Below are 14,459 nucleotides of genomic sequence, written 5' to 3'. Positions count from 1 at the left end.
AGCGGCGCAGACAATGGGGCATAGGAGAAACCCATGAACCTGCTCAAGCTCGACGCTATTCCGACCTCTGAACACCAGCGACACATCGTCACGGTGTGTCAAACGTTCATGTTGGAGTCTGACAGAATGCTCTACAAGGTCGAAGACCTGCTCTTGACTGCCGAGCATCTGGCCGAAAGCATTCTGGCCCACTATGGCAGCCTCAAGCAGGCGTCTGCCTCCATGCTGGCGAGCAGCAATGGTGCACAAATCAACGACAAGCTGCCCACCAATGTCCTGGGTGTTTTCTTGTGGGCCTCGGTTCGCGAGCACCCGACCTTGGGCATCATGCTCGACGAGTTGCATGATCTTTACTGTGACGGATCAACCACCGGGGAGCTGGGAGCGATGCAGAAACATCGCGAAGATGTGAGATTTACTTCGGTGCCAAGACCTGGCTTGTTTCGATCCGATGGCATGCTTTCATACAATCCGGCAGCATTTGCACGCATTCATCGAAAGTCCTTTGAGTTTCAGGTTTCCGCAATTGCCTGGGCAGGTGCGCCAGCGATCGAGCGGCTTTTGAGCCAATACCCTGATCTGGATGCTCACAGTCAGAAGATGCTGGATATGGAGCTTGCCAGCACCATCTGTCGCAGCCTGGTACCTGACGGCGATCCAGTCCGTCTGGTGATGTTGGGTCGTATCGATGACATTCAAGATGCAAAGGAGCGCATCAAGGCGATGTTTGCGTGCTACCTGAGCAATGCTCCAGGCAGCGAATTTGTAAAACGCCGAGATCATGCCTTTGCGCTGCTCGAACGCATGCCACGCGAGCATGCAGCCTGTGCTTTGATACAACTGGGCTTAGTGATCAAGCAGTGGCTGGAGGGGCGCGAAGAGCTTGAGCAGACCTACCAGCCCGTGCAGTGCCTGGTTGATGTTTTGAACCGGGCGTCGGCACTGGGTTACGACGGGACAAGTACCATCGTTAGTCATTTTGATTACTTCGTTGAGTCCTTCGACAAGCTTGAAGCCGGGTTCATCACTCGAATACTGGAGGATTTCGAGAATCTGGCATGGGAAGAGAACACCTGCCGAGTTTGGCTTCAGGCGGCGCTCGTCAGAATAGAAGATGACACGCTCCTGACCATGGGGCTTGAAGAGCATCAGATCGCCTGGTTTGCCCATGCCAAAGGCTCTAGTCGACTACGCGAGCATCTGCAGAAGAGCAGCACCGGGCGCGACATTGTCTTTGGCCAAGATCTGGGGTTGTAACGCTTTACGGGTCTATTGACCCTGCATTCTGTCAGCGTGAACAATAGGGCATAGGAGACATACCCGTGCATGACCTCAACCTTGCTCACATACACCCTGCAGCCGCCGATGCCCAAATCTTTCTTGCCTGCGAGCGGTATAGCGCTATGGCCGGTTCCACCTGGGCTGTTGAGGATCATCTGGAAGTGGCTGAAAGCCTTTCTGAGCAGATCCTTGCACATTACGGCAGCTTGAGAAGGGCGTCCCAGGTGCTGATTGGCTTCTGCACTGAAGGCAAAAAGCTCCCTGACCCTGTTTTGCACACCTTCCTGTATGCTTGTGCGCGTGAACACCCCATGCTCTCGATCATCATGGATGAGTTATTCGAGCTCTATGAGCACGAGGATGATCCCGAAGTACTCAAGGTGATCCGGATGACCCCTGGGTCAAAACTGCTCAAGGGTGTCATGCGCCCTTATGCCTGGGATGCCTATGGCGTCTTGAAGCACAACCCTTCATCCCTGAGCCGCGTTCACCCAAAATCCATTCACAGCCAGCTGTCAGAGTACTTTGCAAAAGGCGCCTGGCGAGTTGAAAGACTGCTTGAGTCCTACCCGGACATGAACGAGGCCAGCCGCAAACTGTGCGATTACGAATTGGGGCATAGGGTCTGCATCGCCTGCCTGCAGGAAGATCATCCGATGAGGGTTTTGCTCCGGGACAAGATCAACCCGGTTGAGGACGCCAAGCACCGTATCAAGGCTGTTTTTGGGTGTGACCTCAATAATGAGCCGGATTCTGAATTCCACAAAAGCCTGGATTTTTGCTTTGCACTGATCGAACGGCTTGATCCTGCCCAAGTGAGCGAGGCATTTGAAGAGCTGACACAAACTGTAGGTTTCTGGGTGGGAGAGGATGCAGAGTTTCTCTCAGAGGCGCACCAGCCTCTCGAATGTGCGCTGAAACTGTTTGGCAAGGCGCAAGACCACGGCTTTGATCTAATCGGTGCGATTGGGTTGCACCTGCAGAACAAAATAAAAAACCGAGACGATTTGCTCCACCATATGGTGGGCCAATTCACTGAGGTAGCTCGTTCGGGGTATTTAACATACAACCTGATCATGGAGGTAGCCGTGTTGACTCTTGATGATCAAACCCTTTTGGATCAGAGAATTCCAGAGAGGAAGCTTGCAAGAATTGCAGATTTTAGGGGATCGAAAAAGCTCAGATCTGCCTTGAAGTCTTCGCCTACCGGTCGAGAAATACTGTTTGGGCAGGATCTGGGCTTATGAAACTGAACCTGCTATTCCCGTGTGGACATTATCAATGACAATACTGAACCTAAAAAACATTCACCCAAACCAGGTTGTCGATCACATGCTCATCGCCTGCGAGCAGTTCGTCGAGGATGATGCGACTGACTGCGCCCGACACATCAAGGAGCACCTGCGGGTGGCGCAAAGCATGTCCGAGGAGATCCTTGCTCACTATGGAAGCCTGGAGGCAGCCTCAAGAGCACTGCGGGGTGTTTGCAGTCAAAACCAAAAACTGCCTGAAAATGTGTTGCGCACCTTCCTGTATGCCTGTGTTCAGGAGCATCCGCTGCTTGAGGTTTTCCTCAATGAACTGCATGAGATGTATGCCGATACGGCGCCGGGGGCTGAGTACCTGCTTATCGCCGGATTTTTGCAAAGCGACAGGCGCTTTGTGGTGATGCCCAAGCCGCAGATGATCAACAGTGTTGGGGTGCTTGTCCATGACCCCAAAGCGTTCAGATTCGTCCATGGCCAGGTGTTCGATGCCGAGATTACAGCTGTCTTCCGTAAGGGCAGTGGGGCGCTTGAAAGGCTGTTGAGCTTGTACCCTGACATGAGCGAAAGCAGCCGGGAAATGATGGACACCACGCTGTGTTGGCGCATCTACCTCTCAGATCTTGATGATAATTCTCCTATCCGCGCAACGCTGCGCGATAAGCTCGATGATGTGCAGGACGGGCTGGCGCGGATTGAAGTCCTATTTGAATCCGAAATGAGCCTCGACCCACAAGAACAATTTCTTCAAAGACTGGATTTCACTTTCGACTTCATTGATGGGCTGCCAGCTGAAGCAGCCCAGCGAGTGCTCACAAAGCTTGATGAGATCATTACCTGCCACATCCAAGATGAGCCAACGTTTGATAACGAAGATCAGCTGGTGGAATGCATGACCAAAGTGCTCATTCGAGCCAAGCGCCAGGGCTACAACCCCTTAGCTGTGGTGTCCAAGACTGTGAACCTTGCGATCAGCGAGGAGGACTTTGTGCATGGCGTCCTGACTAACCTTCCAAATCTGGAGCAGGAAAGCAGCTTTTTGTCGATGTACATGAGGTGGGCACAGGCAGCCATACTGAGCCTTGATGATGACAAGCTGCTAAGTTTTGATCTTGATGTACGCCAGTTGGCGTGGGTGGCCGGGAGAACTGGCTCGCAGAAGATCCGGGAGCACCTGAAAAAGACCGACACTGGTCGCGACGTGGTGTTTGGTCAGGATCTGGGGCTTTAAGCGCTGCTTGTTCCCCCGACCACTCACCCCTCAAAATGGTGCATAGGAGACCTGCCATGCCTCGCTTTGATCTGTACAGCCACTCGACCAATCCCAACCCAGAGCAGCTCATTGCTGTCTGCGAACAGTTCGTTGCCTTTGTGGCTGAGAAGAAAGCCCCGTCTGCGGGCCATAGCGACATTCTCAGAGAGATGATGATCGAGGCCAAGCGCGCCGGCTCAACGCATCCCTACGATCTTCTGGAAGCAGCAGAGAATCTTGCCGAACAAATCCTGGGCCACTATCCGGACTTGATGGCGGTGTCAGCCTTTTTGGCAGACCATCGACATCCGACTGAAAAGCTCCCTCACGAAGTTGAGCAGGTGTTCCTTTGGGCCAGCGTACGAGAGCACCCCTCGCTCTGTACCATCTTGGCGCAAACTCATGACCTGTACAGAGACGGCAGTGACAGTGTGGCGATCAAAAAGCAGGAGATGATGCTTTCTCACACCATGCTGATGATGGTGCCAAGGCCCACCCTGTGGGACGAAGATGATCGACTCAAATACAGCCCAGCTGCCTTTATCACCATCCACGGCACCAGTTTGGACAAGCAAGTACTGAGTTTTTTCGAAAGAGGTCATGAAGGCCTGGAGAAAATGCTGACCAGCCTTTCTGGGGTCGATGCTGAAAGTAGGAGGATGATCACAAGAAAGCTCTGCCGTCACGTGTATGAGTCGACGCTTGCTGACGATGATCCGGTGCGCGAACTCCTGAGAGATCAGCTTGATAACCTGCAGGATGCCAAAACCAGGGTCGCCCGGATGTTCGACTCGCCCATGAACGGTGGCGATGAAGACCATACGCCCTTGTTGATTGAGCATGCCTTCAGCCTGATCGACAAACTGTCGAGTGAAAATCAGGAGGTCATCTTTGAGCAGATCAGGGAGATAATGGATGTTTGGATGGAGACCCCTACTGCGGGTTACTACAGCGTCTTCGAAAATCCGGATGTGGGCATTCCCTATCTCGTGAAGATATTCGAAAGAGCTCAGGCTTGCGGCTTCAATTCCATGGTGTCTTTGTACAAGTATGCGCCGGGTCGCATAAATAGCGACCAGACAGTGGTCGCGTATTTGATTGATTTCGGCATCGAGGCTGATCGCGGTAAAATGACTTGTGCTGGCGCCATGAAGGAGGCCGTTCTGAGGTCTTTCGATCAAAACTGGATTTTGAGTCTGGGGCTGGCTGAACGGCGCCTCATAAAGCTGTTAGCGTTGAGCGGTGATGCGAAGATCATCCGTAATCATCTGCTCAAATCCACAGCCGGCAGAGACGCGGTGTTCGGTAGTGATCTGGGGCTGTAATCCCTTCTGAGCTTGATGTGAATCCTGCTCAGCACTCAGAATTGGGTATAGGAGAATTCAATGCCCAGCCTCGACTTGTACAGCCACTCGCCCAATCCGACCCCAGAACAACTCATGACTGTCTGTGATCAGTTCATGAAAATGGTGGGTCATCCTTCAGCCTTGCACTCCAAGCAGTTGTTGCAGGTTGCTCAGAACCTCGGCGAGCAGATTCTGGGGCACTATGGAAGTCTGAGTGAGGTGGCAGAGGAGCTCGCAGGATTTAGCGGGCATGGGGAAAAGTTGCCCCACCAGGCCTTCTATGTATTTTTCTACGCCAGCGTGCAGAATCATCCCTCCTTTGGCATCGTGCTTGATGAGATGACTCAGATTTACGCCAATGGTGAAGACAAGAGGGCCTGCAATTCCATTAGAGGGATGTGGCAGGACGGACTGATTTCTTTTTTGCCAAAGCCAAGACTCTGGGATGAAGACGGAAAGCTTCAGTGCCGCCCAGGCTCTTTTGCTTTTATGCAAAGGGACGCTTTTGCACGTCAGGTCGCAGACTTCTACCATCAAGGGGCTCGGGGCGTTCAGAAGATCCTCGATGACTATCCGCTGATGGACGAGGAGAGTCGCCTGAGGATGGATGCCGAGCTTTGCTCCATTGTCTACACCAGCGTCACGCCCGCCAATGATCCAAGGCGAGTGCTGCTCAAAGACAAGCTTGAGGTCATGCAGGATGGCCTGACACGGTTCGAAAAGCTCTTTGAGCACTTGGATAATCCGGATGATCATCTTGGCTTCGATGCTCGTCTAAATCATGCGTTTGACCTGGTTGGCGCCCTGCCGGCAGATGAAGGTGCGCACCTGGTGGAAAGGGCCATTAACCGCTGCATTCGCGACTGGATGACCGATCATGGCGACGGCATCAACAGCTTCAACGAGCCTGTTGTGGCGGTACCCAATCTGGTCAGGGTGCTTGAGCGTGCCCGGCAACATGACTTCAACCCTTTGGGCGAAGTGGCGCGCAACATCAGGTACATGGCCAACCAAAACGTAAACAAGAACATGGTTGAGTCTTTGCTCGATGAAGGATTTCTTGAGGATCGCAGCGAGCTGGATACAGCGATCGCGTGGCAGGAAGCAGCCCTGATAGCCACAGACGAGAAAATCTATCTTGACCTGGGTCTGGATGAGAAGTACCTGGTCATGCTGCTCAAGATCAAGGGAACGCCGGGGCTCAGAGAAGCCCTCAAGCACACCAGCGCCGGTCGAGAGGCTGTGTTCAGTCACGATCTGGGGCTGTGAGGCTTGCTGCCCATCACGCTCAGCCGCCAGACTTGGGTATAGGAGATTTCCATGCCAACGTTCGATCTGTACAGCCAGTCCCCCAACCCTACGCCCGAGCAACTGATCAAGGTCTGCGACGATCTGATGTCCCACATCAAGTCTGCCGACAGCCGACCCAAGATTGAAGATGTCCTGACGGCGGCAGAAAGTCTGGCTGAGCAGATCCTGGGGCACTATCAGAACCTGCCGGCAGTCGCTCAGGAGGTGAGTGCATTCGCCCGCCAGGGCCAGAAGATGCCGTACCAACTGATGAACGTGTTTTTCTACGCCTGCGTGCGCGAACACCCCTCGCTCAACACCATGCTCAATGAGGTGCATGCCGTCTATGGCGATGAACAAGACCGCACAGCTTTCGCATCGCTCAACGGCATGCTTCAGGATTCTGCGCTGCTGCTGCTGCCGCGCCCAACGCTGTGGGATGCCGAGGGCATGCTCAAGTACAACCCAAAAGCCTTCTCCCACATGCACAACCGCACTTATCTTCGTCAGGTTTCAGCCCTTTTTGCAGAGGGAGAAGCTGGGGTTAAAAAAATTCTGGACGCTTACCCGATGCTCGATGATGCCAGTCGCGCAATGCTGAATGAAGATCTGATCAGGCGCGTGTATCGCTCCGTGTTGGCCGACGACGATCCTGTGCGCTGGCTGTTGCGCGACAGGCTCAACACTGTCGAGGACGGCCTTGTGCGTTTCGAGAAGCTCTTTCAGCTGGTCGACCGGGATGACGATGTGGGCGGATTCGAAGACCGTTTCGAACACGCCTTTTCCCTGGTTGAGTTCCTGCCAAAGGATCAGTCCAATGAAGTGCTGAAGGGCATTTCAAAATGCATTCGGGATTGGATGACTGATGACTCGGGCCTGGCCAGAAACCTGGATGAGCCGGAGTTGGTGATCCCTCGCCTGGTCAGGGTGTTGGAGCGCGCCAGGCCCTTAGGCTTTGATGGGCTGGCTGAGGTGGCCAAGCACACCTTGTCATCGGCCAAGGAGTCGCCCGCGTTGCTGGTTGGATTCATCCTGGACGGTGGCTTTGACACTGGCTCAGATGATCTTGATACCCCTACCGCCTGGGTTGAGGCAGCCGTGGTTGCCTGCGAAGAGGATTTTCTTCTTTCCCTGGGGCTCGATGAGAGGCACTTGGCCAAGCTGACACGCTATAAGGGTACACCTGGCCTGCGCCAGGCCTTGTTGAAGTCGGACACGGGCCGTGCAATCGTTTTTGGCCAGGATCTGGGGTTGTGATGTATGCGAGCGTTCGACCTTTACAGAGAATCCTGCAATCCAGCACCCGAGCAGCTGCAGGCTGTATGCGCAGCCTTCTCGAAAGCTGTGGCCAACAAGCCCAGGCATACGGATTGGACAGATTTGCTGATTGAAGCCAAGCACCTGGCCGAGCAGATCTTGGGCCACTATTACAGCCTTGAGACTGTGTCGCAGGAACTCTGCGGGCTCAGGAGGGAGGGCAGCAAGCTAACCCGTGAGGCGCTTAGTGTGTTTGTGTACGCATCGGTGTACGAGCACGGAACGCTTCACGTCTTGTTGAGGGAAATCGAAGCGCTGTATGGCGATGGCAAGGATCATTCATTCAGCGCCTTCACCAAGGGGATATGGAACGACAGCATGTTGTCGGGGACGGTCATTCCACGACTATGGGGACATAACGGAAAGCTCAATTGCAGCCCGGCAGGCTATGCCAGTATTCACAAGCAATCTTTTCAGCGCCAGGTTAACGACTTCTACAACAAGGGCCCTGCAGGCGTTCAGAAAATCCTGGACGACTACCCCGTAATGAGCGAAGCCAGCCGCCAGCTTCTGGACAAGACGCTGTGCGAGAAGGTCTACCAATCGATCAAGCCGGCTGATGACCCGGTGCGTGCGCTCCTCGGCGACAAGCTCAACGACATTGAGGACGGCTACACGCGTTTCGCCGAGATGTTCGAGGTGCTGGACGACCCCGACGTCTACGCCAATTTCGATCTTCGCCTGGAGCATGCCTTTGCGTTGATGCGCGCTCTACCGATCGGGCAGGCGACCGACATCGTCCACAAGGCAATCAGCACCTGTATCCGAGAGTGGATGGCCGACCATGGAGATGGCGCCAACCGTTTCAATCATCCCGAAATGGCAGTACCAGGTCTGATAAAGGTGCTTGAGAAGGCTGATGAGTTCGGCTTCTGTGCATTGGATGAGGTTTGTCAGAATGTGCACTACAGGGCACTGAAGACGCTAAACAAGTCCATGGTTCAGGCCCTGCTCGATGAAGGCTTTGTAGAAGACCCCTATGAGATGGATACCGCTGATGCCTGGAAGCAGGCGGCACTGACTGCTGCGAGTGAGGATGTGTATCTGTCTCTGGGTCTGGATGAGAGGTACCTGGTCAAGCTGCTAAAGCTCAAGGGCACTCCCAAGCTGCGTGAGGCGCTGAAGAAAACCGAGACCGGGCGTGAGGTGGTCTTTGGTCAGGATCTTGGCCTGTAGGGGCTGCCAGGGGCGCTCCTGAGCTTGATGCGCCTCGTGCTCAGCCGCCAAACTTGGGTATAGGAGATTTCCATGCCCACGTTCGATCTGTACAGCCAGTCCCACAACCCTACGCCTGCGCAGCTGATCAAGGTCTGCGACGATCTGATGTCCCTCATCAAGGTTGTCAGCACCCGGCCAAAAATCGAAGATGTCCTTGCCGCAGCAGAAACCCTGGCTGAGCAGATCCTGGCCCACTATGGGACGTTGGCAGCAGCCTCCACGGCTTTGCAGCCCTTCTGCTTGGACGGGACAAAGCTGCCCTCCCAGGTGCTTACCACGCTTTCATATGCGTTGATGCGCGATCACCCCCTGCTAGGCGTCATGCTTGACGAAGTTTACGATCTCTACGGCAACGTGCGCACAACGGAGATCCACACCTTGCGCACCGCGTGCAATGACGCCAGCGTGATGAAGCTGGGCAGTCCAAGGCTCTGGGATGTCGGTGGCGAACTGCGCTATCAGCCTGCTTCATTCAAGATCATTCATCCCGTGCAGCTTGGCAACCAAGTCGATCAAATCTTCAAGCAAGGCACCTCGGGAATCGAGCGTCTTCGCAGTTACTACCCCCAGATGAATCAGGACAGTCGTGTCATGCTCGATCTGGAGCTGGCCATGCGGGTCTACAAGGGCGTAAAGCCTGCCAATGACCCGGTACGCTTGATGCTCAAGCCCATCCTTGATCCCGTCAAGGAGGCGTGGGTCAAGATTCACATGATGATGGATTCAGAGATCAGCAGCGATCCCGAAGACACCTTCATGAAACGCCTGAGCCTGGCGTTCGACTTCATCGATAACATCATGGATAAGAGCGCAACCTGCAAAGCCCTTGAGGCCCTGGAGGGGGCGATCATTGAGTTCATCGAAAGGGATGATGAGTTGACCAATGATGTCGATCCTGTCGAGTGCATGCGCCAGGTGCTATTGCGCGCAAGGCAGCATGGGTTTGATCCTTTGCCGGCGATCGCCAAAGCGCTGGGCTTTGAGGAGGGCAGTTCGCTACTGACAGCTTACCTGGTGGATTCGATCGATGATGAGCGGACATACGACACCACCAAGAGTATTCTGATGGACGCCGCCTTGCTCACAATGGATGAAGACTGGATTATCGAGCAGAACCTTTCGCCGAATAAACTGGGGTGGATGGCCAAGCACACCGGCTCCGCCAAATACCGCGATGCTCTCAAACAATCCGATCTGGGGCGTGACATTGTCCTGGGCCAAGACCTTGGGCTTTGATCATGACCTCCATCCTGCCCAACCTCTCAGGGATTACCAGCCCATGCAGCCTTGAGATACCCAAAGCCATCAGTCAATTTCAGATGCTATCGTCAAGAGCAGGCCTGAATATTTCGGATCGCCTGGAATTGGCAGTCATGCTGTCAGATCACATATTTTCTGCGCTGACCGGAACCAAAGCCTGTCGGGAGGGGTTGCTGCAAGACCATCACCACTCCGGGGGAAATGTCTCACAATGCCTGACCTACTTCCCCGTGTTTGCCTGCCTTTTCGACCATGAACGTCAGCACGACATGATCAAAGGCCTTAATGCTCTGTTCGACCCCTTTTCCAAACTAGGCATCATCAAGCCTGAGGGCTACCTCCAGATGACTGGTGATCCTTCGGCAATGGGGTGCGAGCTGCCTTCAATTGTGGATGAGAATGGGGCGCTCGTGATAAAGCCCACGGAATTCATCGGTGTATTTGGTCGCCTTCAGTTCATGATCAAACTTGAGCACCATTTGCAGACCAGTGCCTCCCTGGAATCACTGCTCAACGCGCTTGAGACAGCAAGCCTTGTCGATCGCATCGCCGCAGAATCCCTGCTTCATAACTCGGTTAAGTTCTACCGGCCCACATATCTGGCCCAGGTGGAAGAAAGCGTGCTGGCACAAAGCCGAGCAGTGTCCAGCATTCGTACCTGTATCAGTGGTTGCCTGTCGCCAGCGCCAGCGGACGGCTTCATAAAAGGTATCGTTGCCAGCGTTGATTCCACACCAGAGCAAAGCCGGGCGATAATCTTCGATCAGATTCGCAGTCTGGCTGGCGATCAACTGAAGGTTCGCGATTCGGAAGTTGGCATTCAGTACGCAACCCGCAATCTTAAATTGCTGTTCAAAGATCTTGCCCCCTATGGATTTGATCCTTTCGAGCAGCTCGACTGCATGGGAGCCTTTGAGACATTGGCACCGGTCGATCTGGTGACTGCGACAGTGGAGCAGGGGATCAAGACGCATAGCAGGCAGGTCAAGGGCAAGATGCTGTCATGGTTGGATGCTTCTCTGAGCACCCTGAGTGTTGATGAAGTGTTGGCAAAAAAACCCTCTACGCAGATGATCAGCTATCTGTATAAGGTCAGCGAGAATGCTCGGTACCGATCGTATCTTCTTCGTTCAGATCAAGGTCGGGACGGCGTATTTGCAGCAGACATGGGGCTCTGAAGCTCACGCTCAATAAACAGAAAAGCCCTCACGAAGAGAGCTTTTTTGTTCTCAAACCACTGCTTTATGCTGCTGGGTCGTCATGTGCCATGAACGTGCGAACATTTACCGACCCGATTGTGTCGGCGCGCCCAAGCATCACGTCCAGATTGCGCTTTCCTTCATTGCCGTACTCAGCCACGTAAATGGCTTCAAGCTCCGGGGTCACCGAGATTTCCAGTCCAGCCTCTCGGGCCACGTGCAGATTGACCTTGATCTCGTCCATCGAACGAAGGGTTTGCACGGCCACTTGGGTGTCGCGGGCTTGCGGATCAAGCGGGCGGGCCTGTTCGGCGACCATCACCTGCGCGGGCTTACGCGACAGGGCCTTGCGTACGATGCTGCACAAATTGTCGACACGCTCACTGGCGCTCCAGATTTCTTCCTGGTTCACATTGGAACCACGGCGAATATGGCCGATGCATTGGTCGATCTGGTCGCCCAGGCTCAGTACCTGGTTGAGCACCTGGATCGTATCGAGGGCATCATCTTCGGGCTTCTTGCCTTGGCTCATTGGGCCACCTGCTTGGTCGGTTGAGCGCACAGAAACAGAGTGATCAAGGTACCAATGACCGGCAGGAAGTGGCACAGGGTCAGCAGTGGGTTAAAGCCTGCGTCACGGATGCGCCGGCAAGCGATCGACAGCAGGGGCAGGAACGCGATCAGCAGGTACAGCGCGTCCAGTCGCTTGTTGAGCATGAACAGCACCAGGGAGATGACGAAGTGAACGGCGAAGAATTTCCAGAACGCCTCGCGCCCGGTACGGCCCGAGAAGTCCAGGCAGTTTTTGAAGGCATCAGCATAAAATTTGAACATGGCAAGACTCCCATCGGGAAAGGGTTTCATTCTGATCCTACCGACTGACTGGCGTTTCGTCAATTGATCGATAATCCGTGTATTGGTGTTTGGAAATTTCATCACCCTCTTTGCCTCGACTCACCCCAAGTCTCTGCGCATCGCACTTTCTACAGAAGGCGCGAGAGAGTGCTGATGGGGAGCATATTGCCTGAAATTTCTGGTTTACATTTCCGCAAAGAAAACCCCGGAAAAGCCTTATCTTTCTTTGGCATAAAACGTCAACCTGAAGAAATTATTTGGGCCTTGGCTAAAACGTAAACCCATACCACGCGGGTCACACGAGCGCCCCTGGAAATACAAGGGTGGTGAGATTTAGGGGTTTGCATTCCATGCGGCCTGAACCGTGAATCAAGCTGTTTGACGTTGCTATTCATGCCCCTTGGGGTTTACCTCTTGCGCTTGCATTGTGCTTCAGAGCTGGGCATTTTCAGGTGTTTACCTTTTTCCTGATGACCTGATTCGAGATTGCCGGATCCGTGACAAAAATTAACCTATTTACCGGGGTTATTATTGATCAGATGTCATGAATCATTTCCGCCTTGCTCGCGTTTCCTGATAGATTAATATCTACGATAATGTGGTTTATTGACAGGCCGGAGGCCGGACGTGAGACGTACACTTTTAGGGTTGATTTTGACTGGTTGTTCAGCCGGTGCATTCGCAATTACCCCAGCAGGGCAGAATATCATTCGGATATCAGCGCCCATCCTATCGGCTGGAAGCTGGGAGATCACGGACTCACGGTATGGCGGCTGGGTGGATAGCGAAACAGCAGCAAGCTGCGGCTCATGGCTGCCATCTGCAAGTACGGTAGCCAGTGGTACCGCGTTCACACAAAAATCCAATTGCTGGGTCGATCAGGAAAGGAGCGTTCAGGATCAAGAGCAAAACCTCAGCTCGAAAGCGATCCGAAGCGTTGGAAAGTCCTATCTGGAATATCAGACCGTCATCCGAAGCATGTCCAGGCAGGCTGTGGGTTCAATGGCATCTTGGGTTGCCGCCGACCCTGTTTACTCGACCTGGTACAACAACGGCCCGGTTTCGAACTGCGGTGAGTGGACACCCAAGATCGCCAGTGGTTACACCGCCGACGCCAGCATTAACCAAACCAGCTTGTGCGAGCAAAAGCAGACGGCAAACGTTCAGAAACGTGAGCAGAACTCAGTCACGGGGCAATACCGAAATGTGGGTTCTCTCACCCAAGAAACCAGAACTGTTGGGAATGTCACAGCCCAAAGGACTTACCAGATTGCCTTCGGCGGCTGGTCTAACAAAGGTCGTTATGACGGTTGCTCCAATTGGAGCCCCGACCCATCAACGGTAGAAAATGGCCAATATTTCTCGCAAACAGCCACTAACTGCCTTCAGAAGCAGTACCGCACTCATCTGGAGTACTACACCGACCCCTCTACCGGGTTGAGGGTGATGGCCGTTGACACAGAAGAATACAGAGACATCTTTGTGTCTGACTTCCGTAGTTCCTACGGCACTAAGCCTCTGTAGATGATTAGCTTTTGAGAAATGAAGTTTCTGGGCTGGGTCTCGTCTGCGATATCAACCCCTGATATCAGGGGCGAGATGTTCTCAGGAATGTCGAGGGTACGAAATCAGTCAGCCAAACTCCATTCTCGCTCAGATGAAAGACATGACCGGCAGCAAGCATGGCTTTGGTATCGACCTCAAGAATGATCACCTCGCCTTTTCGGCGACCGCCGACGTTGAGGGCTGTCTCTTTTTCATGTGATAGGTGAACATGCTGGCGTGATTGAGGCGTCAGGCCTTCGCGCATGATACTGCTGAAGAAACGATCAACTGTGCCATGGTAGAGCACCACGGGCGGGACATCGGCCTTAAGGCCCAGATCCACAGGAAAGCTGTGGCCTTGCTTGGCCCGAATCATCTTACGATCAGGGGAGATGGCGTACCGCTGTTTGTCGCAGTGCTGCACAGCAAGATCGATAGTTTCGACGCTCAGAGGCGGCGCTTTGCGATTGGCGGCTGACTTCTCGATGATCTCGGCGATGCTCATCCATCCCTGGGCATCATGCTTGAGTCCAATGTGATCGGGCACCTTTTTGTGCCGAAGGATGGCTGCAAGGTACCGCCCAACGGCCAATAGGTCAGATTGATCAGAATGAGAGGTCATGGTGCGGGC

At 53.9% G+C, this 14,459-nt stretch carries 13 protein-coding genes; 10 read left to right on the top strand and 3 right to left on the bottom strand.

Annotation, left to right across the window (positions count from 1 at the left end):
- The first annotated feature begins 33 nt into the window (after positions 1 to 33).
- The 9 genes from IFT57_RS09040 to IFT57_RS09000 all read left to right on the top strand — a co-directional run bounded on the left by IFT57_RS09040 (position 34) and on the right by IFT57_RS09000 (position 11,407).
- Complete coding sequence (locus IFT57_RS09040; protein ID WP_192151224.1) at positions 34 to 1,257, top strand: hypothetical protein; 1,224 nt, start codon at positions 34 to 36, stop codon at positions 1,255 to 1,257.
- Positions 1,258 to 1,322: 65 nt separating this feature from the next.
- The gene (locus IFT57_RS09035) at positions 1,323 to 2,528 is read left to right on the top strand and encodes a hypothetical protein (protein ID WP_192151223.1); all 1,206 of its coding nucleotides are present in this window, start codon (positions 1,323 to 1,325) and stop codon (positions 2,526 to 2,528) included.
- A 34-nt stretch (positions 2,529 to 2,562) separates the two neighbouring features.
- The gene (locus IFT57_RS09030) at positions 2,563 to 3,777 is read left to right on the top strand and encodes a hypothetical protein (protein WP_192151221.1); all 1,215 of its coding nucleotides are present in this window, start codon (positions 2,563 to 2,565) and stop codon (positions 3,775 to 3,777) included.
- Between the two features lie 56 nt (positions 3,778 to 3,833).
- Entirely contained in the window at positions 3,834 to 5,123 is a 1,290-nt protein-coding gene (locus tag IFT57_RS09025; protein WP_122530811.1) for a hypothetical protein, read from the top strand.
- Between the two features lie 60 nt (positions 5,124 to 5,183).
- Positions 5,184 to 6,413, top strand: a complete 1,230-nt coding sequence (locus tag IFT57_RS09020) for a hypothetical protein (RefSeq protein ID WP_122530812.1) — start codon at positions 5,184 to 5,186, stop codon at positions 6,411 to 6,413.
- 51 nt (positions 6,414 to 6,464) lie between these two features.
- Positions 6,465 to 7,691 (top strand): hypothetical protein, encoded by a 1,227-nt coding sequence (locus IFT57_RS09015; RefSeq protein ID WP_122530813.1) that lies wholly within the window; start codon positions 6,465 to 6,467, stop codon positions 7,689 to 7,691.
- Between the two features lie 3 nt (positions 7,692 to 7,694).
- Positions 7,695 to 8,927: a hypothetical protein gene (locus IFT57_RS09010; RefSeq protein WP_122530814.1), complete on the top strand. Its 1,233-nt coding sequence runs from the start codon at positions 7,695 to 7,697 to the stop codon at positions 8,925 to 8,927.
- A gap of 147 nt (positions 8,928 to 9,074) precedes the next feature.
- Entirely contained in the window at positions 9,075 to 10,205 is a 1,131-nt protein-coding gene (locus IFT57_RS09005; RefSeq protein WP_192151219.1) for a hypothetical protein, read from the top strand.
- A gap of 2 nt (positions 10,206 to 10,207) precedes the next feature.
- Entirely contained in the window at positions 10,208 to 11,407 is a 1,200-nt protein-coding gene (locus IFT57_RS09000) for a hypothetical protein (RefSeq protein ID WP_192151217.1), read from the top strand.
- A gap of 64 nt (positions 11,408 to 11,471) precedes the next feature.
- Here the strand turns inward: IFT57_RS09000 and IFT57_RS08995 are convergent, their stop codons facing one another.
- Together IFT57_RS08995 and IFT57_RS08990 are read right to left on the bottom strand one after the other, a co-directional pair.
- Positions 11,472 to 11,960, bottom strand: coding sequence for a hypothetical protein (locus IFT57_RS08995; protein ID WP_192151215.1), 489 nt, complete (start codon positions 11,958 to 11,960; stop codon positions 11,472 to 11,474).
- Positions 11,957 to 12,262, bottom strand: a complete 306-nt coding sequence (locus tag IFT57_RS08990) for a DUF805 domain-containing protein (protein WP_122530818.1) — start codon at positions 12,260 to 12,262, stop codon at positions 11,957 to 11,959. Before IFT57_RS08990 ends, IFT57_RS08995 begins: the two co-directional genes overlap by 4 nt.
- Positions 12,263 to 12,910: 648 nt before the next feature.
- Here IFT57_RS08990 and IFT57_RS08985 point away from each other — a divergent pair.
- Complete coding sequence (locus IFT57_RS08985; RefSeq protein ID WP_192151213.1) at positions 12,911 to 13,807, top strand: hypothetical protein; 897 nt, start codon at positions 12,911 to 12,913, stop codon at positions 13,805 to 13,807.
- Between the two features lie 64 nt (positions 13,808 to 13,871).
- Here IFT57_RS08985 and IFT57_RS08980 read toward each other — a convergent pair whose 3' ends face one another.
- Entirely contained in the window at positions 13,872 to 14,450 is a 579-nt protein-coding gene (locus IFT57_RS08980; protein ID WP_122530820.1) for an RNA 2'-phosphotransferase, read from the bottom strand.
- Positions 14,451 to 14,459 lie beyond the last annotated feature (9 nt).

The organism is Pseudomonas sp. CFBP 13719, from assembly GCF_014842095.1.
Taxonomy (GTDB): Bacteria; Pseudomonadota; Gammaproteobacteria; order Pseudomonadales; family Pseudomonadaceae; genus Aquipseudomonas.
This window is presented reverse-complemented; position numbering and strand designations above follow the sequence as displayed.